21 protein-coding genes are annotated in these 26,144 nt (G+C 50.6%); 3 read left to right on the top strand and 18 right to left on the bottom strand.

Annotation, left to right across the window (positions count from 1 at the left end):
* Positions 1-4 precede the first annotated feature (4 nt).
* The 5 genes from porU to KOO62_11900 form a co-directional block, all read right to left on the bottom strand.
* On the bottom strand, positions 5-3,808 hold the full coding sequence (gene porU / locus KOO62_11880; protein MBU8934687.1) for a type IX secretion system sortase PorU: 3,804 nt from the start codon (positions 3,806-3,808) through the stop codon (positions 5-7).
* Between the two features lie 380 nt (positions 3,809-4,188).
* Entirely contained in the window at positions 4,189-4,788 is a 600-nt protein-coding gene (locus tag KOO62_11885; GenBank protein MBU8934688.1) for a hypothetical protein, read from the bottom strand.
* Positions 4,785-6,185: a tryptophanase gene (locus KOO62_11890; GenBank protein MBU8934689.1), complete on the bottom strand. Its 1,401-nt coding sequence runs from the start codon at positions 6,183-6,185 to the stop codon at positions 4,785-4,787. The genes KOO62_11885 and KOO62_11890 overlap by 4 nt, the downstream gene beginning before the upstream one ends.
* A gap of 123 nt (positions 6,186-6,308) precedes the next feature.
* Positions 6,309-7,328 (bottom strand): asparaginase, encoded by a 1,020-nt coding sequence (locus KOO62_11895; protein ID MBU8934690.1) that lies wholly within the window; start codon positions 7,326-7,328, stop codon positions 6,309-6,311.
* A 130-nt stretch (positions 7,329-7,458) separates the two neighbouring features.
* Positions 7,459-8,571 carry a hypothetical protein gene (locus KOO62_11900; GenBank protein MBU8934691.1) on the bottom strand — a complete coding sequence of 371 codons (1,113 nt, stop codon included), beginning with the start codon at positions 8,569-8,571 and terminating at the stop codon, positions 7,459-7,461.
* A gap of 175 nt (positions 8,572-8,746) precedes the next feature.
* On the opposite strand from KOO62_11900, the gene KOO62_11905 reads away from it, so the two are divergent.
* The 3 genes from KOO62_11905 (at position 8,747) to KOO62_11915 (ending at position 10,673) form a co-directional block, all read left to right on the top strand.
* The gene (locus KOO62_11905; protein MBU8934692.1) at positions 8,747-9,679 is read left to right on the top strand and encodes an aminoglycoside phosphotransferase family protein; all 933 of its coding nucleotides are present in this window, start codon (positions 8,747-8,749) and stop codon (positions 9,677-9,679) included.
* A gap of 58 nt (positions 9,680-9,737) precedes the next feature.
* Positions 9,738-10,313 carry a YggN family protein gene (locus tag KOO62_11910; GenBank protein MBU8934693.1) on the top strand — a complete coding sequence of 192 codons (576 nt, stop codon included), beginning with the start codon at positions 9,738-9,740 and terminating at the stop codon, positions 10,311-10,313.
* Positions 10,314-10,400: 87 nt separating this feature from the next.
* Positions 10,401-10,673 carry a hypothetical protein gene (locus KOO62_11915; protein ID MBU8934694.1) on the top strand — a complete coding sequence of 91 codons (273 nt, stop codon included), beginning with the start codon at positions 10,401-10,403 and terminating at the stop codon, positions 10,671-10,673.
* A 20-nt stretch (positions 10,674-10,693) separates the two neighbouring features.
* On the opposite strand, the gene KOO62_11920 is transcribed toward KOO62_11915, so the two are convergent.
* From KOO62_11920 to KOO62_11980, 13 genes are all read right to left on the bottom strand, one after another.
* Positions 10,694-11,464: a ribonuclease Z gene (locus KOO62_11920; protein MBU8934695.1), complete on the bottom strand. Its 771-nt coding sequence runs from the start codon at positions 11,462-11,464 to the stop codon at positions 10,694-10,696.
* A 21-nt stretch (positions 11,465-11,485) separates the two neighbouring features.
* A complete protein-coding gene (locus KOO62_11925; protein MBU8934696.1) occupies positions 11,486-13,486 on the bottom strand; it encodes a sulfatase-like hydrolase/transferase in 2,001 nt (666 codons plus the stop codon).
* A 16-nt stretch (positions 13,487-13,502) separates the two neighbouring features.
* Positions 13,503-14,531: a low specificity L-threonine aldolase gene (locus KOO62_11930; GenBank protein ID MBU8934697.1), complete on the bottom strand. Its 1,029-nt coding sequence runs from the start codon at positions 14,529-14,531 to the stop codon at positions 13,503-13,505.
* 270 nt (positions 14,532-14,801) lie between these two features.
* Positions 14,802-15,485: a hypothetical protein gene (locus KOO62_11935; GenBank protein ID MBU8934698.1), complete on the bottom strand. Its 684-nt coding sequence runs from the start codon at positions 15,483-15,485 to the stop codon at positions 14,802-14,804.
* 152 nt (positions 15,486-15,637) lie between these two features.
* Positions 15,638-16,951: an ABC transporter permease gene (locus tag KOO62_11940; protein MBU8934699.1), complete on the bottom strand. Its 1,314-nt coding sequence runs from the start codon at positions 16,949-16,951 to the stop codon at positions 15,638-15,640.
* Complete coding sequence (locus KOO62_11945) at positions 16,944-17,855, bottom strand: ATP-binding cassette domain-containing protein (protein ID MBU8934700.1); 912 nt, start codon at positions 17,853-17,855, stop codon at positions 16,944-16,946. The genes KOO62_11940 and KOO62_11945 overlap by 8 nt, the downstream gene beginning before the upstream one ends.
* A gap of 415 nt (positions 17,856-18,270) precedes the next feature.
* Positions 18,271-19,830 (bottom strand): bifunctional phosphoribosylaminoimidazolecarboxamide formyltransferase/IMP cyclohydrolase, encoded by a 1,560-nt coding sequence (gene purH, locus KOO62_11950; protein ID MBU8934701.1) that lies wholly within the window; start codon positions 19,828-19,830, stop codon positions 18,271-18,273.
* Between the two features lie 76 nt (positions 19,831-19,906).
* Positions 19,907-20,803 (bottom strand): phosphoribosylaminoimidazolesuccinocarboxamide synthase, encoded by an 897-nt coding sequence (locus tag KOO62_11955; GenBank protein MBU8934702.1) that lies wholly within the window; start codon positions 20,801-20,803, stop codon positions 19,907-19,909.
* A complete protein-coding gene (gene purN / locus KOO62_11960) occupies positions 20,796-21,407 on the bottom strand; it encodes a phosphoribosylglycinamide formyltransferase (protein MBU8934703.1) in 612 nt (203 codons plus the stop codon). The genes KOO62_11955 and purN overlap by 8 nt, the downstream gene beginning before the upstream one ends.
* A 121-nt stretch (positions 21,408-21,528) precedes the next feature.
* Entirely contained in the window at positions 21,529-22,104 is a 576-nt protein-coding gene (locus KOO62_11965; protein ID MBU8934704.1) for a hypothetical protein, read from the bottom strand.
* Positions 22,101-22,913, bottom strand: coding sequence for an alpha/beta fold hydrolase (locus KOO62_11970; protein ID MBU8934705.1), 813 nt, complete (start codon positions 22,911-22,913; stop codon positions 22,101-22,103). The genes KOO62_11965 and KOO62_11970 overlap by 4 nt, the downstream gene beginning before the upstream one ends.
* A gap of 189 nt (positions 22,914-23,102) precedes the next feature.
* Positions 23,103-24,290: a VCBS repeat-containing protein gene (locus tag KOO62_11975; GenBank protein MBU8934706.1), complete on the bottom strand. Its 1,188-nt coding sequence runs from the start codon at positions 24,288-24,290 to the stop codon at positions 23,103-23,105.
* A 412-nt stretch (positions 24,291-24,702) separates the two neighbouring features.
* The gene (locus KOO62_11980; GenBank protein ID MBU8934707.1) at positions 24,703-26,010 is read right to left on the bottom strand and encodes a thrombospondin type 3 repeat-containing protein; all 1,308 of its coding nucleotides are present in this window, start codon (positions 26,008-26,010) and stop codon (positions 24,703-24,705) included.
* Positions 26,011-26,144 lie beyond the last annotated feature (134 nt).

The following is a 26,144-nucleotide window of genomic DNA, read 5'->3' on the forward strand; positions in this document are numbered from 1 at the left end:
ACTATCAGTTCACAACTACTATTTTTCCAAGTGCTTCGACTACTTCTCCCCCATTCGAAGGGACAGCAATCGCTTTATAGATATAGACACCGGTTGCGACCCGGTCGCCGGCGGCATCAAGTCCATACCATATTATATCGTCAAAATAGCCCGCTTCTACGGGGTACCGTTCAAAGGTTTTGATCTTTCGACCTGAGAGCGTAAATATCGCCAGAGACAGCCGTTTCATCGGTTGTGTCAAACGGCAGGAAAATCGGGTCATGTCATTCATGGGATTGGGAAAATTGAGAAGGTCGGCAATAGCCGCTTCTGAGGAGACCATAATCTCGGCCACAAACTCGGTACTCGACGAGTTGTTGGCATTGTCCCAGGCCTTGACCTTGAAAGTGTGTCGACCGGGCTCCAGTTCGTCAAGCGGATACTCCAGACTGCCAGTGGAGAAATCACCCTGATCGTGACTAAAACTGCTGGTCAAATCGATCTGGTTCTCCGATTGTCCATCGATGGTAAGAGTTATTCCGTGCCCCAGCGCCCCAGACAAATTCACGCCACTCGGATCGGTCAGGACAATTTCCAGTCGATCACTGCGAAGAACCACGTCACCGCTTACAAACTGATTGCTGCCCTCCAGACCGTATTCGATCTCCGGTCCGGTAGAATCTGTCGAGGCAGCCGCGTTGTCTGCGATGCGCAACGAATCAGCCAGACCGATAGCATCGGTGTTGCCCAATTGAGCATAGAGCACAATGCGGCCGCCATGACCACCATAGCCAACATCAAGCGGCGTTACGAACTCAAAATCGAAATCTCCAGCGGTTATTGCAGTCGTACCTCGGTACAGAGTAGGACCGGATACAAAGTAATCAATATTACGGTATGTCTTGGGACGATCCGAGTCGTAGATATTGATCGACAATTGGCCATCGGCCATTAATGTTTGCCCGTCGTGATTTATAACCCTTCCTGCTACCCGGGCGCGGTCAAGCGCGATTAAACTATCGGGACAGGTGGTGATTTCAATGTCCAGACGAGGTTGCCCCAGACTCAGACACGGATCCCCGAAAAATACATAAATGCGGTCATTTGTAACCGGTATCGGTGAATCGGGATTGGCATATTGGCGACGTAACTTTGCCAGATACATAGCCTCGGCTATGGTCAACGAATCATCTTCGAAAAGAGCGCTGAACACAGTCTGATTAAATACGGCATTGTCACTCGAATAGACAATGCGAGCCGCGCTGATCACTCCAATAGCCCCCCCTGCGGGGTGGACCAACAAATCTTCGGCCATCGCATCATTAAGTGGTTCATCGAAAAAACCGATGGCACATGAGGCCACAAATACCAAGGGCAAACGATCATAATTGCTCAGCTGGGGTAAATCCTCCAGACGGGTAAAAACATGCTCATGAGCCCAGAGTTCGGGATTGCCATGACCAACGTAGTTGATAATTAATGAACCATTATTGAATGCCGCCACGATATCAGGGTTGGCGGTTGGTTTGTACCGTCCCACAAAGGGGTAGTCCCATATATATATCTTATTACGCAGAAAACTCCGAGGCGTGTATCCCCGCGACAGCTGTTCAGTCTGGTTGGCATGGAAAGTCTCATCGTGGCCGGTATCGGTGTGTTCGTCATCGGCAACAAACGTTATCCGATTACGCCAGAGACCAAGGTTGGACGGTGACTCATAGTGTTTGCTCTTGGCCACGATAGTATTGATTTCTTCCACCGTTCGTACCGGCCAACGAGCTACCAACATGTCAAAACCACGATCTCCGGTCATATAAGTGGTATCACTATCAAGCAGCCCATAGGTGCCAAAATACACATAGGCATCGTCGGAAGTAGACTCCTCCGACGGCAATATCCACGACGGCACACGGTTGACAAATCCGGTACCAAAGTGATCGAGGTAGTCGTAGGTGCCATCACCAACAAGCAATACAGATGATGGCGCTGGAGTTGGATAGCTTTCGTAGGCATACTTGAGAAAATCCCGGATAGCCGCTGGGTCAAACAATCCCCAGGAGAAGTTGTCATAAATATCTTCTACCGCCACCACCGAGATTGATCGTTCACCGTTCTGCCGATATTCGACATACTCATCAAGAGCACCAATTAGATCTCTGGAAGATATGATAATGAGATCCACCTGCCTATCAGTCGCATACAGATCAGTCGGCCAGGATCGTTCAATGGACAGCGGTGCAAGCGGACCCGAACGACGAGCCAGGTAGAACCGATTACTCAGTAAGGGATCGATCATTGCTGAAAATGAAACACTGCCGCCAGAATGCTCGACTCCTGTCAGCAAAGTGGGGTGGTGTGGATCGGCCAGATTGAGAATCATCAACGGAGCATTAAAGTTATCAACTACATCCATTCGCGCCCGCCCCGCAAATGGCTCCAATGTGATATCCAGGACGTTTCCTTCGGGCACCAGCAAACTTATGTATTCGATATTGAGATAGTTGAAAAACGGATCCGCCTCCGTGCTACCATGTAGATCAATGCGAATCTCGTTCAACCCATCATGCAAAGATGAAACCCCAAACCGACAATTGAACTGATTACACGTATCAACGGCTGGAACGCCATTCACCCACAAGTCCATATAACCGGGATTGTAAGTTCGACCATCGGTCTTGATCCGTGCCCGCGCACCCTCGACAGCACCCGGAGTCGTCACGAACAACTCCAGCAAGGTGGAGTCCGTCCAATACCACGTATAATAATCAGACAGTCGACCGTTCTTTAGCTTTCGAAGTATGTTGTCTTGCTCACTATGCCGATAGCGTCGGAAAGTAGTGACTAATGTATCAGTCGGCAACTCGGGTGAGGCTCCGACCTCTGACATGCGTACCGGAGTGTCGTCGGATATATTCAACCAGTAGACGTTGGCATTTTCATAGACATTGTTGACGAAACGTGGCACATAAGCAACCTGGTAGAGCCAGCGATCCACTGCTTCGCCGAAGAAGAAAACAGTGTCATCGTGACCAAATAGACCGTCACCACCGTCCGCCACAATGATCGAAATTTCTTCAAGCGTCGGACGATCTGTATTATTGTTGATGGGCAGAATCAATCCACTACCATTTAGAAGATGAATGTGGTCGCTCGACAGGTTGCCCAGGTTCACCCCGGCCTCCTCCAGCTGTGTTCCGGTAAGGCCATAAAGACCAGTCTGGTTGACCTCAATCCGGTACCATTCTTCCGCCCCTGAAAAGGGTCCGACACTCGCTGTAGGTTTGGCCATCACACGAACTGGAACCTGCCACTGACGGAACTGCTGATAATTTGCTACCGCCGCTTTGAAAATGCGGTCAAACAAAGGATCGTTTGCAGGCGCTCCTACAATCGAGCGACCGCCATCGAAAGAAAGCTGTACTTCCACCTCGTGGAACATCATGGAGCCGGTCACAGGATAAATATTTATCGATACTAACCTGCGGTCTCGGATTGTGCGCGGAGGTAAAACCTCAACCAAAGGATGAGAAGTTGAAGACATCTCCACAGCCATTTTCGTGGCATCCATGCTCCCGAGCGATCTGCCCTCTGCAAATCTCAGGTGAGGCTGAGCTAAATGTGGAAGACCAACTTGTACTGAGTAGAAGTGCGATTGCAGAGAATCGGTTTCCGCATGAGAAAGGAGGTCGTCGTCATCTAAAGTAAGAACAAAATGGAACAGTGTGTCGGAAGAGGATACTACCTGGAGGTCGGCTCCATTGACCGACAACACGCCCAATAGAATTACAAGGCAAAGCAAGATGAATGATTTACACAGTCTACACGTCATAAGAAACCGGGTACAAACCCGGCCCTTACCGCAGAGGTTATAGCCTACGGCATCGGGCCCTAGTTCTGAAAGTACTAATCTTACTACTGTCTTCGAACCAAAACCAATTTAGCCGTACGGTCTATAGAAAATCCTCCATCTGTATAAATCGCCAGATTATAAAAGGTTCCCTGCAAAAAGTCAAGCTGGGAGACCCTGGGACCACTTTTCCTGCAATTTGCCCGCCCAAACCGGACCTAAAGGCTTCTTATTGTCTAAACTGTTGCCATTACACACCATACGACAACAAAGAGCTCCCTTTAAATCAACCCTTATCCGGGACAAGTGGTGCAAACCTTCCGGTAAAGCATGAAAACTTGTTCACAAAGGTGACAGATCACCTACTCCAGTTCCCGAAATAAGTTCTGACTGACAGATTCCATCTCGATCTGCAGCGACCGTAACCAATCGCCATAATCTTCCACCGTACCGTTGGGATACATAACACCACTGTATACACTGTAGTACTGGTCGATCACCCCTTGAATAGCATTCATCTGCCGCTCATCATAATACGCCTGCTGGCGTATCAACTCCCAAGTGTATTCGATGTTATCTTCCCAAGCTTTCAGAATGGGACGCTCACGACCAATCCAGGAGTCGATGACCTCGTGTATCTCGTTGTCAGGGATAGCCTCTCCCCGTCCGGCATTGCCCTCAAGCCATCTTTCTTCGAGCCTCCATCCATAGTCCAGCAATGATCCCGAGGTAGAATCGACGTAGTTCCTGAGCAAATTGGCTACTTCTCCGGGCGCGGTGTTATCAACCCGTCGTGCCCAATTGGATCGAATACCTCGCGCTCTGGTCTCGGAGGAAGCCACTGCTTCCTCGTTGGTCTGGCCGGTTTCAATCCTAACTCCACAACCAACCATAACGAGCCCTATGACCAGCAAGCTAATTAGAAGCACACCGATGGGAACGATTCGTAGCGATCTCGTCATGTGACCACTTTTTCATGGGCCAAAGACTCCAGATCGCAAGTAAAGTGCCGCAGGAAAGCTGTCTGACGGACAATCCGATACCCGGCCAACGAGTCACGTCGGTTGGCGATGCCGGCAGCGATATCAGCTACATAGTCATAGTGTGTGTTGGAATAGACCCTTCTGGGCATAGCCATCCGCACCAATTCGCGTGGTGCCATAAACTCCTCACCCGTGTTAGGATCTTTGCCGCCAAACATGAGCGAACCTATCTCGACAACTCGCACTCCCCCCTCACGATAGAACTCGACTGTAAGAGATTGGCCGGGAAACTGGTTCGGCCTGATATGAGGAAGCAAAGCCCCGGCATCAATAAACACGGCATGGCCGCCGGTAGGTTCGACAATCGGCATACCTGCCCGTTTGATCTGTTCACCGAAATAGGCCACCTGGCTGATGCGGAAATGGAGGTAGTCGAAATCCTGTACCTCGCGCAGACCAATAGATAGAACTTCGAGATCACGACCAGCCAGTCCGCCATAAGTCGGAAAACCTTCAATGATAATCATCAGTTGGGTTAGTTGTTCATACAAAGCTCCATCATTGAGCGCAATGAATCCCCCGATATTGGCCATACCGTCCTTCTTGGCTGACATCATTACGCCATCACAGCATTCGAACATCTCCCGAGCAATAGTCTCGATCGGTTTTTCCCCCCAGCCGGATTCGTCCCGTTTAATGAAATAGCAGTTTTCAGCAAACCGTGCACAGTCAAAGAAGAACGGGATATTGTGCGCTCGACAGATTTCCGAGGTCGCCCGGATATTGGCCATTGATACCGGTTGGCCGCCGATGGAGTTGTTGGTTACAGTCATTATGACCATGGCTACCGACGCCTGCCCGTGTTCGACGATGAACTCCTGCAGACGTTTGGTGTCCATATTACCTTTGAACGGTATCACTTCGTCGGTGGCAGCCTCCGGACATGGAAGATCAATGGGGATGCCGCCCTTATGCAGCGTATTGCCACGAGTAGTATCAAAGTGGGTATTGTTCAGCACGTATTTTCCTTTTTTCAGGATCGTACTAAACATCAGGTTTTCTGCCGACCTTCCTTGATGGCAGGGGATTACGTACTTCTTGCGAAATATATCCTGCACCGTGCGCTCAAAATTACGGAACGAGGACGCACCGGCGTAGGTTTCATCGCCAAGCATCAGCGCCGCCCACTGACGCGCCGACATAGCCGTAGTGCCGGAGTCGGTGAGAAGGTCTATGAAAATATCCGGTCCGTCGATCTTGAAGATATTGTATCGCGCCTTTGTAATCCTCTGCTCCCGTTCGTGAGCGGAGAGGCGCTTGATTGGTTCCACCGACTTGACGCGGTGAGGTTCGACTGGTTGATGTCTTTTGGGCATTAGTAACTCCTGTTGTGATTGGTTTCCGTACCTTCGCTGTTCACAGGAGACAGATTAACTATGTCGTTTTACACGCCGACGGTGGTACTTAAGTCCCAAATGACTATGTCCGTATAAAATCACTTAGACCTCTCGAAGTTTAAACTCGGTCACCACATGACCGGTCAGAATATTGCGATAATTGCGGATTTCCGGACGCTCATGTCTGGCCAGCAGCGGATAGTCTTCGATATTCTCAATGATACCCAACTGCTTCAGAACCGAAACACACACAGCCCCAAGCGCGCGCTGGTTGCCATCGTGAATCTTTACCACTATTCCCAGCGGTGGATCAGATAACCCGATAGCCTCGACCGACTCCGCACCCACTTTGCAAATGAGCCGAGTCGGAAACGAACGAGCGAGATCAAGATCAAGACGTTTTTCACCCGACACCATTTCGGGATATGTTGTCATTGCCTGTCGAATCCTTGCGAGTATGTCGGCGCTAACCCCTGCATGGGCCTGACAATTAGCCAGCTTCTTGAATCCTAGAGCAAGATTATATGGCGGCAGAGGCCAATTCGGAGCACTGCAACCATCGGTCCCAACGGGCATCTTATTAGCCGGGTATTCGCAGAAATCGGACAAGGTCCCCTTTACCATCTGCTGAGTCTTGCTGTCGGGGTTGAGATATTCTTCTTTGGCATCGCCCAGGAATTGGGCCAGAGCCAGAAAACCAGAGTGCTTGCCGGAGCAATTATGCCGGACCGGGTCCTTATCTTCACCAGCCATCGGGTATTTCTTATCGATCTGCATTCCCAACGGCCAGTGACTGCCACAAAGAAGATTATCGGGGCCGGAGTCGGACAGATCAAGATTGGATGAGATCACCTGATGATGGTCGTTACTGCCGGTATGAGAACCACACATTACGGCCAGTTGACGTGGTGTGAAACCGTAGTTGTCGGCGGCACCGCTCACAAGCAACGGCATCAGTTGGAACGGCTTAATGGAGGAACGCGTCATAAACGGTTCATGGGGGTCGCCCACAAAATGAGTCAAACTCCCGTCACCATCAACTACGGCAATTACTCCGTAATGGATTGCCTCGACGGCCTCTCCCCGGTATACCCGGGCCAATATTTCGACACCTTTAGTCATGCAATTACCAGCCAAGATAATCAAGGGGTCGAAAAAAGCCAAACATTTCCGTCAGTCAACGCGCAAAAGAGATCAGGACCGAAAGAATCCTGACCCTTGGAACCCATCCACCAGGTGGTTATTCGTTATTCTATTCCCCCTCCATTATGCTCTTCGTTTCTTCATCAAGAGCCGTGTTGAAATCGACCACGTGTGTAGTCAAAATCATGTAGCTTTTGATCTCTTCGTTGGTTTTGGTGTCACGCGAAAACAAGAAAGGCAAAATATGACCAAGTATCGGGAATCGCTTGACACTCTTCCGTTCGACCGTTCGGGACAGGCCACCCAGTAGCACTGACTCACCATCCTTGACGATGACAGTGTTCTCTATCATCTGACCGTCTTTTACCGGACTACCTGAAATCGACTCGCTCAACGTAGTTAGCTCCGCGTTGATCTGAAGAGTGATGTAACCACTTTCACCCAACGAGGGCAGTACGCTCAGAGTCAGACCGGCATCAAGAGAGTCTGTCTCAAAAAGATTGGTGTAGGCAGCATAGCGAGTAACATAGGTTACGCGCTGTCCGTCAAGAATCGTAGCACGACGGTTATTGAGGGTCAGAACGTGCGGTGCGGTGTGAATCCGGGCGGCGCCGGATTCGTCAAGAATACTGAGTATGTCATCCAAATCTATGGTGGACATGAAATCCAAGTCTGACCTAATGCTCTGTCTTTTGTCCGTTGAAGAATTCACCCTCCACCCGTTGGCCACACTTGTCCGCCGAGCGTCATCCTTATCTTTGGAATAGCGGTAGGAAAGTCGGGGATTAGCCCTGTCCAGTGCTTGCTCCCAATCAAGGCCGATGTCACGCGCCTTAGAAGTGCTCACTTCGATGATCTTGACCTCTATCTCAATCTGGCGCGGTGGTACATCAGCCTTGTGAATCAATGCCACCACATGATCAACATCAGCCACTTCACCCGAGAGGACCAAGATGTTCGCGGCATCGTTCAGACGAATTTCTACCTGATGAAATCCATCTGGCATCTCCCATCTCATAAAATTGCGGCCACCGACTGAGCGAACACCTAGAAACTCGGCAACTTCCGACGGCGGGAGAAAATCCGGTTTCACTGACGTCACCGTGGATTGCGGTATTATTGCTGCTGTTTCCTCCGCTATAGACTCCTGCGCCTGGACAGATCCAAATAGAATGACAAAGAATGTGAAGAACAATAACCCTTGCTGAATACATTTGCGCATGATCTTCTCTCCTTTTTGAATCTGGAACTTCATGATATCGTCATTGCTGTAATGAACATATCAGTTCGGACCCATTGAGGCAAGTCCTAACCATCTTCTGCAAAACCTTGTTCAAAAAAGCCCCATCCCGTATATTGGATAAAACTCTCGACCAAGATCAGGCGAACCGATCCGTATGGATGAAAACAGACTAATCACTCCCTTAGATGTTTCCTCTGCCCGACAAGTTGTGCAGACAGCCTTACCTGATTTGGAAATTTCCGAAATCGAGTATCTGGGCGGCGGCGATCATTCTGTATTTGCCGTCAACAACGAGTTGCTCTTTCGTTTCCCAAAGAACGCCAACGAGACAAGTACGGAGAGGTTTACGTTCGAGAACAGGTTGTTTGACCTGATCCGCCCCCGCGTGAACCCGCACGAAATCCCTGTCCCACTTTTTGATGTCAATACAGAGGATATCCCGGCCCGACACGTCCGTTGCTACCGGATGTTCTTCGGACAACGGATCAGCCAACTTTCAATGAATGATCGGCGGACTGTCGCTGAACTGCTTGGGGATTTCCTCACTCGACTCCACTCAATTGAAAAAACTGATTGTATCGAAATCGGACTCAGGTCGATTTCCTGGCAGGACATAGTGAATAACGTTCGTGGTTCATTCGAGAAAATCAAGACGCGCCTGCTCCCACTCCTGAAACCCGACGAACGTGAATGGATGATAAACCAGTATGAACTGTTTCTGTCCGATGCGGTAACAATGAAAGTCCCTGTGGTTCTAATCCATGGTGATCTGGGGGATGAAAACGTCCTGCTACCGAAGAAACTCGATCATCTTCAGGTGATAGATTTTGATGAAGTTGGTTTCTATGATCCGGCCGCCGATTTCTGTCTGTGGTGGGGAGAATTCGGAGACGATTTTCTAAGGGATATTGTGAATCGCTACGACCTCCCGATCGGAGACGATCTAATGGCAAGGGTTAGATTCTACTACAATCGTATTCCCGTGATCTACTTCGAGTTGGCGAACACCCTTCAGAATGATCGATTCTTTCAATATGGCCACGAACTTCTGTCTGCCAGAATGAACGCTACTCGTCTATCAGACTGAAACATCGCAGCTTTCCCTTCGTAGAGACAGGGTATAGAAACTTATCGGAGGATTCGGAATGAAGACATTGACAATTGTATTGCTGGCCATACTACTGAGCATCGCGCCGGTTCAGAACGGTAACTGCGGCGGGCGGGACATTTCCATTACTAACCTGCACGAATGGCAAATGGACGACGTTGAGTACGAAATTGATGACGGCTCACTCTTTCTGTCCCACGATGGACGCAAGTTTGAGACGATTGAAATTACCGAAGAGTACAAACTAATCATCAATGACAAACAGGTCAAACTTGATGCTGACCAACAAAAACTGGTGAAGGAATATCGTGACACAGTCATGGAGATCGTTGCCAGGGCTAAGAAGATTGGCTGGGAAGGAGTTCAGATCGGTATCGCTGGCGCAGCCTTGGGTATGAAAGCGGTTGGGGGCGTGGTTAAGATGATCTTTACGTCATACGACGAAGATGATCTTGAATACGACATGGACCGTGAAGCCGAGAAGCTTGAGAAACGAGCCGAGAAACTGGAAAAGAAGGCTGAGGTTCTGGAGGACCTGGCCAACAATATGGAAGATATCGCCGAACAGATGTCCCGCGAGATTCCCGAGGTGGGCAAGCTGCGCTGGTTCTGATTGACTGATCGCCTCTTGTTTATTATCTTGGTATAGGGTTCGAAGACCCGTAGTTTGGTTTATGGGCTGGATGGGAGAAGATCGCTGTTGGATACTTTAAGTTTCATCGTTATGGGTTCGTTGCTGGCAGTAATTTTCGGGGGTTGTGGCTGGGTTATAAAACGTCATTGGCTCGACAAGGAGTGGATCAACCCGGGTAGCCGCCTGATCGGCAGACATATCGTGACGCAGTTTCAAAATGCTGACGGTCGGGATAATATCGAGCATGTCATCTACATGAGCGAAGACGAACGGGAAGAAGACGATGAAGGCGAAGGCAACGGACCTCAGATCGAGATATTTGATCCAACCGAACGGTAGTGCCGCGACCTTTTTTTCCCCTATAACTGAAACTCCATCCCATCAATGGCAGTGCAGAAATTGTCCATCCCGATCTTGCGCGCCATCTGGTTCAGCTTCAACACCTCGTCATTGCTACCAAAATGTGTAATCACAAACTCCCCAACATCAATGGTAGCCGCAAACTCAAAAAACTTCTCGGCATCGACATGTGTCATCTCGGTCACAACTAGATCATTGCCGTCAAGATGATCGCGAATATCGTCAAGACTCCCGATGTCACCAGAATAGAACAACCGCTTCTCCCCCACTTCAAGCTGGAATGAATGCGCCTGCATCCGGTTGGGCAAACCAAACCGGGATATCGGGTCGGAGTATTTCTCGAGATGCGAATTGGCGATGGCCTTCAAGCGGAACTCTTCATCGAATTCGAAACCGTCACTGTAGCCGATAATGTTCAGTTCAAACGGCAGCCTTTCAGGTATAAGGTAAACCGCATTGAGATAGGCCGCGAGCGGCTCTGTGAATTCATCGGGAACAAAAACGTCCAACGTCCGGCTGCGTCCGGCCAGGTAAATCATCTGGAGAAAGAGCGGCAAATCACAAACGTGGTCGGGGTGGGTATGACTTATGAATACCCGATCCACATTGAGCGGATCGAACCCTCGTCGCAGAAATGAAGACGTCACTCCTCCCCCGCAGTCGATTAGGGTAAGTTTTCCACTGACGCTCAGAATATGGCCAGATGAATTTCGATCTGCCTGCGGCACTCCCGACGCAGACCCGAGAATGGTGAGTTTGTTTGATGGCATATCTCGTTTCCTCCTTCTGCCTTAAGGCCGGATGGTGTCACAGTCTTCCTGAAGTTGTGGGTCGGGGTAAATTCGATCCTTGACCAGAAGGTCACAGCCCAGAGTGTAGAAAGCAACAGCCTTCTCCCACAACGATCTCGCCAGAACGGTATCAGTGTAAGCCACGTCGGTAGAGAAATCTCCTCCGGCCAGATCATAGACAAGCGGGAGTTTATGGCTAAGGTCCATAATGGCAATATGCTCTCCCTGCGTCCAACCGATCTTCATCCCCGATATCCAGTAGGCAAAACCGCAATCCTCGGGAACAGCCATCAGATCTCGGCCCATTGTAGCATGGTGCGGAAGCCCCAGCAGCCCGGCAATGGTAGCCGGAATATCGGTGTGTGAGCCAATCGTCGATCTGCGCCCGGGTTCGACAATCCCGGGAGCATAGATTAGTAATGGAACATGCTGGTTTTCGTAGAGATTCAGCCGCTTGTGGTAGGTATGGTCGCCGGTGATGATAAATATCGTTCGGTCGAGGTAGCCGTCGCGGGCAGCCCAAAACATTAACCGGCCCAAAGCCCAGTCCGCATAATGAAGAGCATTCAAGTACTTGTACTCAGGGGAATCATTCGAATTGAAACGTTCATATTTCTCATCAGGAACGTCGTATGGGGAATGACTGGATATGGTCATTACGTATCCAAAAACTGGTTGTTCCCCACACCCGAGTATCTCCTCATGAAGCCAACGATAGATTTGTTCATCATCATATCCCCACATATGGCGCGGTTGCCCAAAGCCCTCAATCTCGTTCACTCCCATTACGAGGTCAAACTGCTCCTGGAGCAGCATGTCGTCAAGATTGTCAAAGTCGAGGTGTCCTCCGGTAACAAAGATGTTCTTGTAACCCTGCTCACCGACCAAAACACTGATAGAACTGAATCTATTCTGAAGCTCGGGACGGCGCATAACCGGAGCACCAGGTTGGTCGGGTATACCGGTGAGCGCGGAGAACAATCCGGAAGTACTCCGGAATCCGGCAGCGAAAAACCTGTCAAAGAGAAATCCGTGGTCGGCCAGACGGGAGAACTCCGGCATCACACCAAGAGTATCTCCTCCAGCCACAGTGAACTTGGCCGTAAGGCTCTCGACTAGAATAAGGATCACGTTGTACGGACGGATCGAATCGGGCGGGTCAGCCCCGACCCTGGTAAAAAGAGGGTAATCCGAAAGCGGCAGACCTTCGATATCCCTGCCCAACATCTTCAGAACGATCTCCTGTGCCTTACTACTATCCATAAGAAGGATACGATCCTTCCCATACTGGAGTGTCCTAAAGGCCATGTAGGGAGCGTTAACTGTCAGAAGGTTCACCGGACGGAAGCGACTGACGGATGAATCAGCTGGTCGCAAGGGTACACGTTGCCAGCCGCCACGAGCCATGAGCACCAGTGCCCCTAAAGCCAGGACAACAATTACCCACTGACGAAATGACCGGAATGAATTCCGACCGGGCTGTAGCTTTCTCACATTCCACCACGCCGCTACCAGAAAAATGAAAAAAAACAGGAATGCGGCAATAAAGATAAGAGGGGATTCCTTCATGGCTGCTCCGGCAATCGGTAGCATAGACAGGTCAAGGTAGGCAAACGCTTCGTAACCCAGGCGCTTGCGGGCGTGAGCGAAATAGAGCAGATCACCGAAAGACATGAGGAAGAATATCACGAATACGACGTGCGCCACGACTATCCACAGCCAGCGAAAAAGGCGGAACCGGTTAATCAAGGGCAGATGGGACAGAATGAGAACCACGACCACACCAAAGGCTGTCGCCGATGCATCAAATCTCAGGCCGTGGAGAAACCCGAGCAATGTTTCCCCCAGAGGTACATCGGTGTAATCATAGTGATAGACTATAAAGAAAACCAGTCGTGAGAGAGAAAGCAGAATCATACATGCCGCAAAGAACTGCGCCACGAAAACCAACTCGGAGCCGAAGGGCTGTGGACGTCTTCTTGTCCTGGTTTCTCGGGTCATGATATGTCACTGAGACTCAGACAAAGACCTTACCGATACGGGCTAAAGCTTCCTCGCAATCCGACCGGTTGACATCGAGATGCGTCACCATACGAATACGCATCGGACCAAAAGGTACCGCCCAAACACCGACCTCCTGCATCTTTGCCAGCACCGATTCGGCTGTCTCCGGTTCTGCAATATCGGCCAGCACGATGTTGGTTTCGACACGACTCAAATCGACAGTGAAACCGCTTAGCCCATTCAGACCCTCAGCAACAATCCGAGCATTGGTATGGTCCTCGGCCAGGCGTGCGAGATTGTTCTTCAGAGCATACAGACCTGCGGCGGCAAGAATGCCAGCTTGACGCATACCACCACCAAACAGTTTACGCTCTCGACGACAACGTTCTACAAACTCAATAGTACCCAGAATCATTGAACCCACCGGAGCGCCCAGACCTTTTGACAAACACACTGAGACAGAATCAAACGGCCTCGTCAACTCCGGCAGCGACAGACCGGAGGCAATATTGACATTCCAGATACGGGCGCCATCAAGATGCAAAATAAGGCCAAACTCGTCGCAGACCTCCCGTACACGCAGGATTTCGTCCTGTGGCAGGATCGTACCCCCATGACGGTTGTGGCTGTTCTCCAACGTCACCATCTTGGTAAGGGGACAGTGCAGATTGATCGGGCGAACATTCTCCCGAACCATCTCGGCAGTGACCATACCTCGTTTGGTGGTTAACAAGTTCACCAGCAATCCAGAGTGTATTGCCGGTCCAGCCGCCTCATAGTTGACGACATGACAATCCCGGTCGCAGAGCAACTCCCAGCCCGGAGTCGAATGTGTCTTCAGACAAACCTGATTGGCCATCGTTCCCGACGGCATGTAGATTGATGCCTCGCGTTCGAACAATTCCGCAACGTATCGTTCGAGTTCATTAACGGTGGGATCGTCACCAAAAACATCATCCCCCACTTCGGCGGTCATCATAGACTGGAGCATGGCCGGAGTCGGCCGCGTCACAGTATCAGATCGCAAATCAATTGTTTTCATTCGGGGAATATAGACAGTCTCATCGCCAGACACAAGAGGTGCCTTCATCGCTACTGAAGTTGGAGCGATTCAAGATGTTTGAACGTAGCTCTTTTACTAGCTGAGTAATGACGAAATCTGTTTTCAAATTCGACAGGACTCCTGTTGTTCTAACGCAAACCCTAATCAGAACCTTAGGTAACGGGTAGAATTCTTCCTCTTCCCGTCCGAGTCCCCCACCCACCCGAGGTCTGTGACCCTGGGCTGGTGCCACAAGGTCCCCCCGGGAGCTCAGTCTCCCGGAATACAATCAGGTGGTGGTCCACCGGTGAACAGGTAAGCCACTAACCAGGTCAGGTCCATAATATTGACTTCTCCATCGCAATCCGTGATATCGCCACAGGGGCATCCTGGCACAATCGAGAAGCAGTGAGGACCATCCCAAGGCGGGTAGAAAGCTCCCATCGGGCCATTCGTATTCCACAGCCACTGATTGGGAGGATAGAAACATGAGTCGAGACACAGGTTCTTTCCGACTTGGTTTTCATCAACCTCTGTCGAGATATTGAAGACAACCTTATCAAACGGGTCCCGCATTCCTTGTGAGAACATCGCAAAACCGCCAAGACCGATTGTATCAGCTCCGCTGCCTGTAACCGATCTCGGAGCCATAAAAACGCCACCATCATAAATGTTACTCCAGCCTATGCTGGCAGTATCCCAGGTGATCGGTTGCCAGGTCGCCCCGCTTTGTGAGTAAACGCGGAAGCCGTTGCTCGAGCCGATGATCGCACTACCGTTGCCAGGCGTATACGTGTAACGAATGTGAAAGGTGATCGGCGTATTGGCCTTGATTTGTCCCGGGCCCGCCAGCCCGTCTACATGATCAAGCGTGACCTCAGTCGCACCGTAGGCTGGTTGGGCATAGGCAATTGCAAGAACAGCCATCATTAGAATTAGCGTTCTCTTCCGCATGGTAAAATACCTCCAATGTTTTTGATTGCGCACCGGCAAGATAGTTTCTGCGTCCTATTTTGTCAAGGATGAGGGAGATTGTCCGGCCCGTCCAGTCCGTGTGCAGGCGGTGGATGCCGGACTATCCTCGAAGAAGAAACAGTCGATGCCTGCTACCCCTTGAAAATCCACCGCGCGATGTCCGCCAGGCGAGGCGGCTTGCCTTGTAGCAGAATCCCGATACGAAAAACACGCCCACCAATCCATACTGCCAGAAACGTACATATTATTACGCCCGTAATCGCCACCCATGGCTGCCACCCGGGAACTCCAGCAGGTGTTGCCATGCGTAGCATCATAAGCGTTGGCGCAAAGGGTGGCATCAACGACATCCAGGTAGCAAAACCGGATAAGGGCTGTTTGATGACAGGGCCAAGAACAAACATTGTCATCATCAGAGGTAACATGGCCGGGAAGGTCAGTGCTTGAGCATCTTTGGGATCATTGCAAAGTGAACCGATAGCACCAAACATCGACCCGAACATGATAATCCCCAGTGTGAAGAAAGCAAAAAACCACGGCAGAACATGAAACGGTATGTATTGTACGAAGCCGGAATTCAGTGCGAAAACAACGCCACCCAAAACATATACAGCCGAAGTTGTCAGCGAGACAGCCATACCACCAAGAATCTTGCCCATCATAAACTGAAAAGGAGTCATAGAACCCAGAAGCACTTCGGCAATCTTCTGTGTCTTCTCCTCGATAACTGAACTGAGCATCGGGGCAGCACCGATGGCAATCATTACGAGCGTCAGCATAGTCATCCCTATGGGAATACCGACGGCAATCCCTCTGCTGGCTTTCTTCGCCTCGACGATTGCTCCCGCTTCGTCGACCTGTACCGGATTCATTCGCTCGATGTTGAGCCATATCAGGGCATCATCGACGGTATTACTATCCATTCCCGCTTTGATCATCCGCGTAGCACGAAGGTGTCTATTAACGGGTGAGTTCATCCAGCTCGGGATTCCGTCTATCGCCGCTCCTTCGGCATGATACGCAATAGTGTGCTCAGTTGAATCGCCACGCGGATGAAGTACATCGGGACCAATCTCCAGAAAGGCGTGTATCTCACCGGCGCGTATCCTATCCGACAGTTCCAGCCGCTGCTGGTCGGGATCAATAGTATCAGGAGCAATGATGGTGAACTCATAGGCCGGTTTGACCTTCTTGCCTGAAATCGAATCAATGATCTCCGCTTCGTTTCGTTCCTGCGCCATGCGTATGAGTTCGTCAGCGACAACACCCGACCGATCAATGACGACAATTGTACGGTCGGTCGTATCAACTCTGTCCTTCAGCAAAAGCATCGCAATGACACTGCCGCTCATGACTATCGGGATAGCCACCAGCGCAATGATAAACCCGGTGGTACGAACAGCAGCCAGATATTCCCGACGGGCGAGCCAGAGTATCTTACGCATTGTTCACCTCCTTTGCTTCCGGTCCAGCAATTCGAACAAAAATATCATGTAACGATGGCGTCGACATTTCAAAACTATTGACCCTGGTACGAGACATTATCTCCGCGACGATTTTCTGAGGGTCGGCGTCGGCCACCATATGAAGCTCCTGCAACTGGCCATGATCGTTGACACGATCGACGCCGGGGATATCATGTAAGACGTCACGGCCATTGGCACAACTGATACGCAGGGTGTCGTGGCCATATTGACCTTGAATCGACGTCAATGTGCCGTCGAGGACTTTCTTGCCCTGGAAGATCATAAAAATAAAATCACACATCTTCTCAGCAATGGCCATATCGTGCGTACTGAATATGATCGTCGCGCCTTTGTCTCGCAGGTCTAGTATTGATGCTCGGATCGTATCGGTATTGACCGGATCGAGACCGGTGAAGGGTTCATCGAGAATGATCAACTCCGGATTAGAAACGACAGTCGATATGAACTGAACCTTCTGGCTCATCCCTTTGCTGAGCGCACCGACCTTTTTGTTGGCCCATTCAGTCAGATCAAACATCTCCAGCCAGCGGTCAACCTCGTCATGAATGGGCACGCCTTTTTTCAGACCACCATAAAAACGAAGAAGTTCGCGAACTTTCATCTTCTTGTACAGCCCACGTTCTTCCGGAAGATAACCAATACGTTCCGAACATGCTCCACTGGCTTGCTCGCCGAATACCTTGATCATCCCGTGGTCAGCATAGATAACGCTCATGATCATTCGCAGCGTAGTCGTCTTCCCTGATCCGTTGGGACCTATAAAACCGTAGATACTTCCCTGAGGAACGGCGAGAGTCAAATCATCGACGGCGGTGTGCTCACCGAACGTTTTGGTGACATTCTCTATTTCAACGATATTCATACTACTCTTTCTCGCGGCATCACATACAACGCCGCATTGATTAAGAGTCTGTTTATCAACACTTGATACAATTACGCCTTGATAACGATAATATTCATATTTGTCTACGTTTTTGTTGGGGACTAGACTACTTGACTTCGGTCGGTGGTCCACAGCAAGGGGACTGTTAATAAACCCAGATAATTGAAACATGCTTCGACTCCGCTCAGCATGACAAACTGCAACATGTTGTCTTTCAAGTCACCCAACCTGGCAATGCCAGTGAGCGGAGTCGAAGGGTCATGAACAACGTATCTAACTTTTTCAACAAGCCCCTTGCTATGGGTTCAGTTCGGTATCAAGTCGTCGAAGTCAGTACCGCCTGTTCTATGGCAGGAGCGCACGACCCCTGTCCTACCGAATAAGGGCGCTTACCCTAATGCTTGAAGTGTCGGTGGCCAGTGAAGACCATTGCGGCATTCGCATTGTCGGCCGCCTCAATAGCCGCCTCGTCGCCCTTTGATCCACCCGGCTGAATGATTGCCGTCACGCCCGCATCGGTACCAACCTCGATACCATCCGGCATCGGATAGAAAGCATCAGACGCCATCACCGACCCTTTAGTCCGTTCACCAGCTCGCTTGACCGCCATGAAACCGGAATCAACCCGCGAGGTCTGTCCCATACCAATCCCGACCGTGGCGTTGCCTTTCACCAGCACAATGGCATTTGACTTTGTGTGTTTGACAACCTTCCAAGCAAACAGCAATGATTTCAATTCTTCGGGCGTCGGTTCGCGCTTGGTGACAACCTTCAGTTCGGTCGCATTGGTTTCGAGTTCGTCCTGCGCCTGCAACAGAAGCCCACCCCGGATGTATTTGGAGACAACACCATCTTTGGGCAGACCTTTCGCGATTTGCGGCAGAGCCAACAGACGACGAGCTTTTTTGCGCTTGAGCAGTTTGAACGCTTCATCGGTAAACGACGGCGCGATCATACACTCCACAAACGGTGTCTCATGCAGCAACTTGGCGCACTCAATATCCACTTCGCGGTTGAGCCCGATGATCGATCCAAAAGCCGACAACGGATCACTGTCGTAGGCATCTTTGTACGCCTGTGCGATACTCTCCCCTACGGCCGCTCCACATGGGTTGGCATGTTTGACAACGCAGGCGAAGGGCTCTTTGAAATCGAGCAGCATATCAAGACACGAATCAAGGTCGCCATAATTGTTGTACGAAAGCTCCTTACCGGAAAGAATCTTCCCGTCGAGTAGAGTCGGCCCCTGGTATTCATCAGCAACATACAACGCCGCCGCCTGATGCGGATTCTCGCCATAGCGCAAACCTGAGCGATAAGTGAAACCCGACTTGATCGCTGGCGGGAACATCTCGGCTTCATCCTTCGTTGCCGCAGCGAAATAGCGGGCGATGGAAGTATCATAACGTGAGGTCATCGCAAACGCCTTGGCCGCACACTGGCGACGGAACTCCAGGCTAGTGGCACCGTCGTTGGCTTCCATTTCCTTCAAAAGCTGCTTGTAGTCAGCCGGATCAACCACAACTGTTACGCTGGTATGATTCTTCGATGCGGACCGCAACATAGATGGTCCACCGATGTCGATATTCTCGATAATCTCGTCGTCGGTGGCATCGGAACGAGCGACGGTTTGTTCAAAGGGATAGAGATTGACAACGACCAGATCAATCAACCGAAAGTCGGCTTCGTTGAGCGTGTCAATATCGGATTGATTATCGCGGCGGGCAAGAAGACCGGCGTGAATTTTCGGATGCAGCGTCTTCACCCGCCCATCGAGTATTTCCGGTGAACCGGTGAAAGTTGATACGGATATGGCATGAAATCCAGCATCCTTGATAGCCTTCAGCGTTCCGCCAGTGGAAAGAATCTCAACGCCCATGTCGGTCAATCCCTGAGCGAGTTTTTTGATACCGGCCTTGTCAGAAACTGAAACCAACGCTCTCTTTATCTTCACATCACCACTCATCTTGTTTCTCCGTTAATTGTCTTTCTTTCTCTATCCCGCAGCTCTTCCGGCTCCCGGGACTAACTCACTTCCCGGTGAGCAGTCGTTGGGCTTCACGATAGCGATCCGCCGAGGCCTTCGTCACTTCATCCGGCAAGGCCGGCGCCGGTGGTTTTTTAACCCAATCAAGCGTGTCAAGGTAATCGCGGACAGGCTGCTTGTCAAACGATGGCTGACCATGCCCCACCTTGTATTCACTCACCGGCCAGAAACGGCTGGAGTCCGGCGAGAGGACTTCGTCGATAAGAATGAAACGGCCATCCTTGAATCCGAACTCGAACTTCGTGTCGGCGATAATTATCCCCTTAGTCAGGGCATAATCGGCCGCTTTGGTATAGACTTCCAACGACTTGTCGCGGCACAGGTAAGCCTGTTCTTTTCCAATAAGATCGACCAATTGATTGAAACTGATGTTCTCATCGTGGCCGGTGTCACTCTTGGTCGAGGGCGTGAAAATCGCTTCGGGCAGTTTCCCTGATTCCTGAATGTCGGACGGAAAATCAAAACCGTGGACGGTGTTACTGCCTTCTTTGCGAGCGCTTTTTAGTTCCTTCCACATCGAACCGGAGATATACCCTCGCACGATACACTCGGCGTCGATCCGTTCAGCCTTGATGACAATCATAGAACGCCCGTCGAGGACATCGGCATACTTGCGTAATACCTCCGGGTATTCGTCGATATTGGCTGTGACGAGATGATTCTCAACCACGTCACGCAGAAAATCAAACCAGAACAGCGACATTGCCGTCAGGACTTTGCCTTTGCCGGGAATGCCGTGGGGCATTACCACATCGAAAGCACTAATGCGGTCAGTGGCGACAAACAACAGCTTGTCATCCAGATCATAAACGTCGCGAACTTTGCCCCGTACCAATAACGGGAACTCTTTAATGTCGGTAGTGAGTACAGTATCAGTCATTATGGTCTCCATATTCTCCTCTTATGAGCTTATCAAGAACTCGCGCGTACCACCGGTGTTCCTGCTCCAGTACGCGCGCCGCTAAACTATCAGGGGTGTCATCCGGCAGAACGGGTACTTTGACCTGGTGCAAAATCCGGCCATTGTCATAAATCTCATCCGCCAGGTGGACAGTTATTCCGGACTCCTTATCTCCAGCCGCCAGCACGGCATCGTGTACGTGGTGGCCATACATACCCTTTCCGCCATACTTCGGCAACAGAGCAGGATGGATATTCGTGATCCTGCCTTTGAAGGCCTCAACAACATTAGCCGGCAGGAGTCTGAGATATCCTGCTGTAGCGATATACTCGATGCCGTGTTGCTTAAGCCGGGCAAACAGGTCGATGTCAGCTGCCTCAGGCGAATTGTATTTTTTCTTCTTGAATACAAATGTATCGATACCAGCCTTGCGGGCGCGCTCAAGACCGAACGCTTTGCGCATATTGGAAACAACCAGCACGATCTCGCCATGCAGAAGTCCGGATTTCGAGGCATCGATCAGAGCCTGAAGATTGGATCCTCCGCCGGAAACGAACACTGCGATACGCGCCAATGTGGTCATGTTTTCTCTCTCCTTAAGTCACATTCCCAGTTGGGCAATGCCGTTGCTATTCATCGAGACTTCAGTCGCCAACTCCTGTCGGCCACGATAACAAATCTCGTCAGAAGAAAGAATATAGGCGCTACAGAGCGAGGATGTCAATCCTAATCCAATCCACGACACCAACCCATTTGGCGACAAGGACAAGAACCAGAACTTGAATGAGGATCTTGAGTAAACGCACCGAGGTGAGCTTTTCGGCGTGTTCGACGGAATAACCGGCCCGACGGAATATGAGCAGGGGTAGTTCAGCAATGAAACCGGCTCCATGATAGAGCCAGAAAAGCGGATTATAAAGCACCAGTGTCTGCCGCCACAGAAGCGTCTTATAACGGATAATTCCCCGGTCGAGAATATCGAGAGCGGCCTGATCACCGAGTGAATAATCACGACGCAACTGGTCACGGAAGATCGCTTTAATTAGGTTGATCCTTACCCGTTTTCCGCCCTTGGCGGGGGCATTGCGGGTAATCAATCGTCCCAGTTTCACTCGTCGCAGGGAGTCGCAAACCTGGATCGTCATCGGCTCCATCTTCTGCCGAACTATTTGGGCAGGGATATTGTTCTCGCGGTTGGTGAAATCGAGATACTCGCGGTATAGATCGCGGAATTCCTTTAGTCCTGCCATACGTTCCCGGACTTCGAAATAGATCATCATGGTGCGATCACCTCATCGAGGAATGCTCCCAGATCATGATTGAAACGGTCAGATAATTCGAGATTGAGCATATGCCCCACACATTCATACTCAAAGAGACGACTATCAGGAAGGCGCTCCGCCAGTTCTCTCGCCAACGGCACAAACAGCTTATCCTCGCTACCTACAAAAACGGCGGTAGGAATACTTATTTGCGATACCCATTCCAGATCATTGCCCGGTGACGGATACCGGCCCCGCATCGAGTCCAGCCATGGCGCGCCTGAGTGTTCGGTCATCATAGTCTTCACCAACTCCCTGATCGACCGCTGGTGTTCTCCATAGTATATCAACGCGTGTTTCATCCACACCTTGCGAGCCGCTTCTAAACCGCGCTCGCGAACCATCCGGTCGACGCGGTCTATCTTCAAGCCAAGGTCCGCTCCGGCGACACTGGTGCTGACTAATGTCAGCGAAGCCAACCGTGTCTGATGGTTTCGGGCGTACGCGAGGGCAGTCGAGCCACCCATTGACAAGCCCACCAGGTGAAACCGGTCGATACCAAGTCTATCGACAAATTGGCTCAAATCCTCGACCCGATCAACCCGACTGTAACCGGTTTCTGGCGCATCGGATAGTCCGTGCCCACGAGCATCCGGGACTAGAACACGGTACCTCTGACCAAAAAAAGTCGCTTGCGACTGCCACATCCGACGATCGAGAGTGAATCCGTGTAGAAAAATCACCGGCTCAGGCGAGCCTGTTTTTAAACCCGGTAATACTTCATCATAATACAAGCGATGCCTGTTTGATATGCGAGCGTACGGCATAGTCAGAGCGGTTCCCTTATGGCATAGTAGCAATTCACGGTGCGAATTATACGCATCAACGATGCCTTGGCAAAGGGGGAATTGGTGTCGAGGGATATTGACTGGGTGGCCCACAGCTTGCTGTGGGTTAAGTGGGCGGCAGACGCCCCCGTCTGCCCCATTAGGTGCTCTACGAAATCATCCCAATCCCTACGGGCACGCCACCGGCGGTATACCAACAGTGAACAAGTACGAAACCAGATAGGTCAGGTCGGCGATATTGATCTCGCCATTGCCGTCTACGTCACTTTCTTCCATGCACGGTGGCGGCGGACCTCCGGTGAACAGGTAGGCCACAAGGTAGGTCAGATCAGCAATGTTAACTTCATCGGGCAATATGTAGTCGACATTACCGCGCAATCCGTCGCCATTGCAACAGCTCAGATTGAGCAGTATCGAAACATTGTCAGAAACTGCGTTCGCAGTCGCCAGATCATTGTCGCCATCGCCGTTAAAATCAATCGAGAAAACAGAATGAGGACCATCTCCAGCGATATAATTAACCACAGACTGGAATGTTCCGTCGCCATTGCCCAGCAGTATGGAAACATCGTCAGAGTTTAAGTTCGCAGTCGCTAGATCATTGTAGCCATCGCCATCAAAATCAATCGAGAAAACAGAGGAAGAGCCATCTCCGGCGGCATAGTTAACCGCACTCTGGAATGTTCCGTCCCCATTGCCCAGCAGTATCGAAACATTGTCAGAGCCTACGTTCGCAGTTGCCAGGTCATTGTTGCCATCACCGTTAAAATCAATAGAGAAAACAGAGCGAGGCAAATCTCCGGCGGGATAGTAAACCACAGGTTGAAATGTTCCGTCGCCATTGCCCAGCAGTATCGAAACATTGTCAGAGTAATAGTTCGCAGTGGCCAGATCACTGTTGCCATCACCGTTAAAATCAATCGAGAAAACAGAGGAAGGGTATAGCCCAACGGCATAGATAACCGCACTCTGGAATGTTCCGTCGCCATTGCCCAGCAGTATCGAAACATTGTCAGAGCCAAAGTTCGCAGTCGCCAGATCATTGTAGCCATCGCCATCAAAATCAATCGAGAAAACAGAAGAAGAGCCATTTCCGGCGGTATAGTTGACCGCACTCTGGAATGTTCCGTCGCCATTGCCCAGCAGTATCGAAACATAGTTAGAGTTTGCGTTCGCAGTCGCCAGATCATTGTAGCCATCGTCGTTTAGATCAATCGAGAAGATAGAGGCAGGCCACTCCCCTACGACGTAGTTAACCGGTGTGTCAAACATGTTTTGTGAGAAAATGCCAGTTGCTGAAGACATCACCAGCAAGACAACCAATATGCAATTTCTAAATAGTATTGAAGTATTCATATTTGTAAGCTCCTTAGAAGTAGCACTTGAGCACTCGTTGAGAGTCAATATAGCACAAAAGAGCCTATTATCAAGGGGTTTTCGCTTGTAGTGGGAGTTGGAAGAATGGGACAGACAGTAGGTCAGGCCGCCTGTCGGCCTGACAATTGGAATGTCGTGGTGTATTGGTGTTTGTATTATGGGCATATCTGTCAAGCGGCCTGCCGCTTGACGGTCATGCTGAGCCCGCCCCAGCGGGAAGCATGACTTTGCTATTCAGTTGTAGGGTAGGAGCCCTGCGCTCCTGCCATCATCCTGTTGACTTGACAAGGTCGAAATCTGTCTTCAGTTTCGACAAGCGAGCATAGTCTTGTAGGTGGGCGGCAGACGCCCTCGTCTGCCCCATTTGATGTCCCACGAAATCATCCCAATCCTACGGACACACAACCGGTGGTGGACCACCAGTGAATAGGTATGCCACGATATAGGTCAGGTCTGCGATATTGATCTCGTCATTGCCGTCTACGTCACCTTCATCAAAGCATGGAGGTGGCGGACCTCCAGTGAATAGGTAGGCGACAAGGTAAGTCAGGTCGACAATGTTGATTCCATCGGGTATTTCATAGTCGACATTGCCTCGCAATCCAGTGCAACAGCATATATCTCCAACTCCGTCACCATCGGTGTCAAGCTGATCCGGGTTAGGATCATCAGGGCAGTTGTCAGCATTGGCACAATGGCTGTCTCCGTCATGATCATTCAAGGGATCAAGCGGACAGATATCGCAGCTGTCCCCGATGTCATCAAGGTCGCTGTCGACTTGCCCAGGGTTGTAAACGGCAGGGCAGTTGTCGTTGTCGTCGGGGATTGCGTCTCCATCTATGTCAGCTTGTACCGTAAGGTTTATTGCGACATACTGTGGCGAGTTTTCGGCGTCTTCCGATGTGATTGTCACAGTGTCAACATAAGAACCAGCGGACAGAGTTGTGACATCAACGACGCAGTCTACTGTGGTGGGCGTCGATGAACTACTTGAGGTTGGTGTTAGCCAGATTTCGCTATTGGAGACAGAGAACACAAGCGCATCAACGTCAGAATTAACGGCAAAACTCTGAGTAATCGGATTGATCTCGCCTTCAACGGTGTTGAAGTTCAGCACCATCGGGTCAACAAGCAGATATCCGCATACGCCTACTTCAAGCTCACCCTCAAAGCGAGGTACAAACGTGTTTGGAGAGTCAACAGTAGTCGAAAACCCACAGTAAGTGGCCGCATTGTATTGCAAAGTGTCGAATATGACACAATCACTTTCGGTCCAGTCGGTAGCCGTGAAGTAATAGCTAGCCCAGAGTCGGCGTTCGGAAGAAGCTGGAATACCTGGCGTGAACAAGGTCGCTCCCCCCAGCATAAAGCGCTGATTAGTGTTTGTTTTGGTGATACTGCCATCTTCGTAAAAGAATGGACCAAGAGCAAAACCGATGGTCAATAGCGATGTCGCCTTGGCGCTGTCCATCTGAATCTTTGGGTTGTCCCAGGTGATGCCCATAGACACGCCTTCGAGGTGTTCATCTGAGTAAACCCAAATGTCCATCTGTAGTTGGTCAGAGCTGGGACCCGGAACGACCGAAGCCACAAAGACAACAGTATCCGGTATCCCTGGGTCATCGCCCTTCTGCGCGTAAACATTGGGAATCCAGAAAACCAGAACAACCAGAACCAAGATCGCAATAGTGAGCTTCATACAGACTCCCTGCTGTGCAATGTTGCTTGGGCGCAATATAGTCAATTATATCCGTTGGTCAAGGTGGGAACATCGATACTGTCAAGGCAAAGTAGAAATGTCCTATTTTTAGCAAAGTAGAAATGTCCTATTTG

It is taken from the genome of Candidatus Zixiibacteriota bacterium (assembly GCA_019038695.1).
GTDB lineage: Bacteria > Zixibacteria > MSB-5A5 > GN15 > FEB-12 > B120-G9.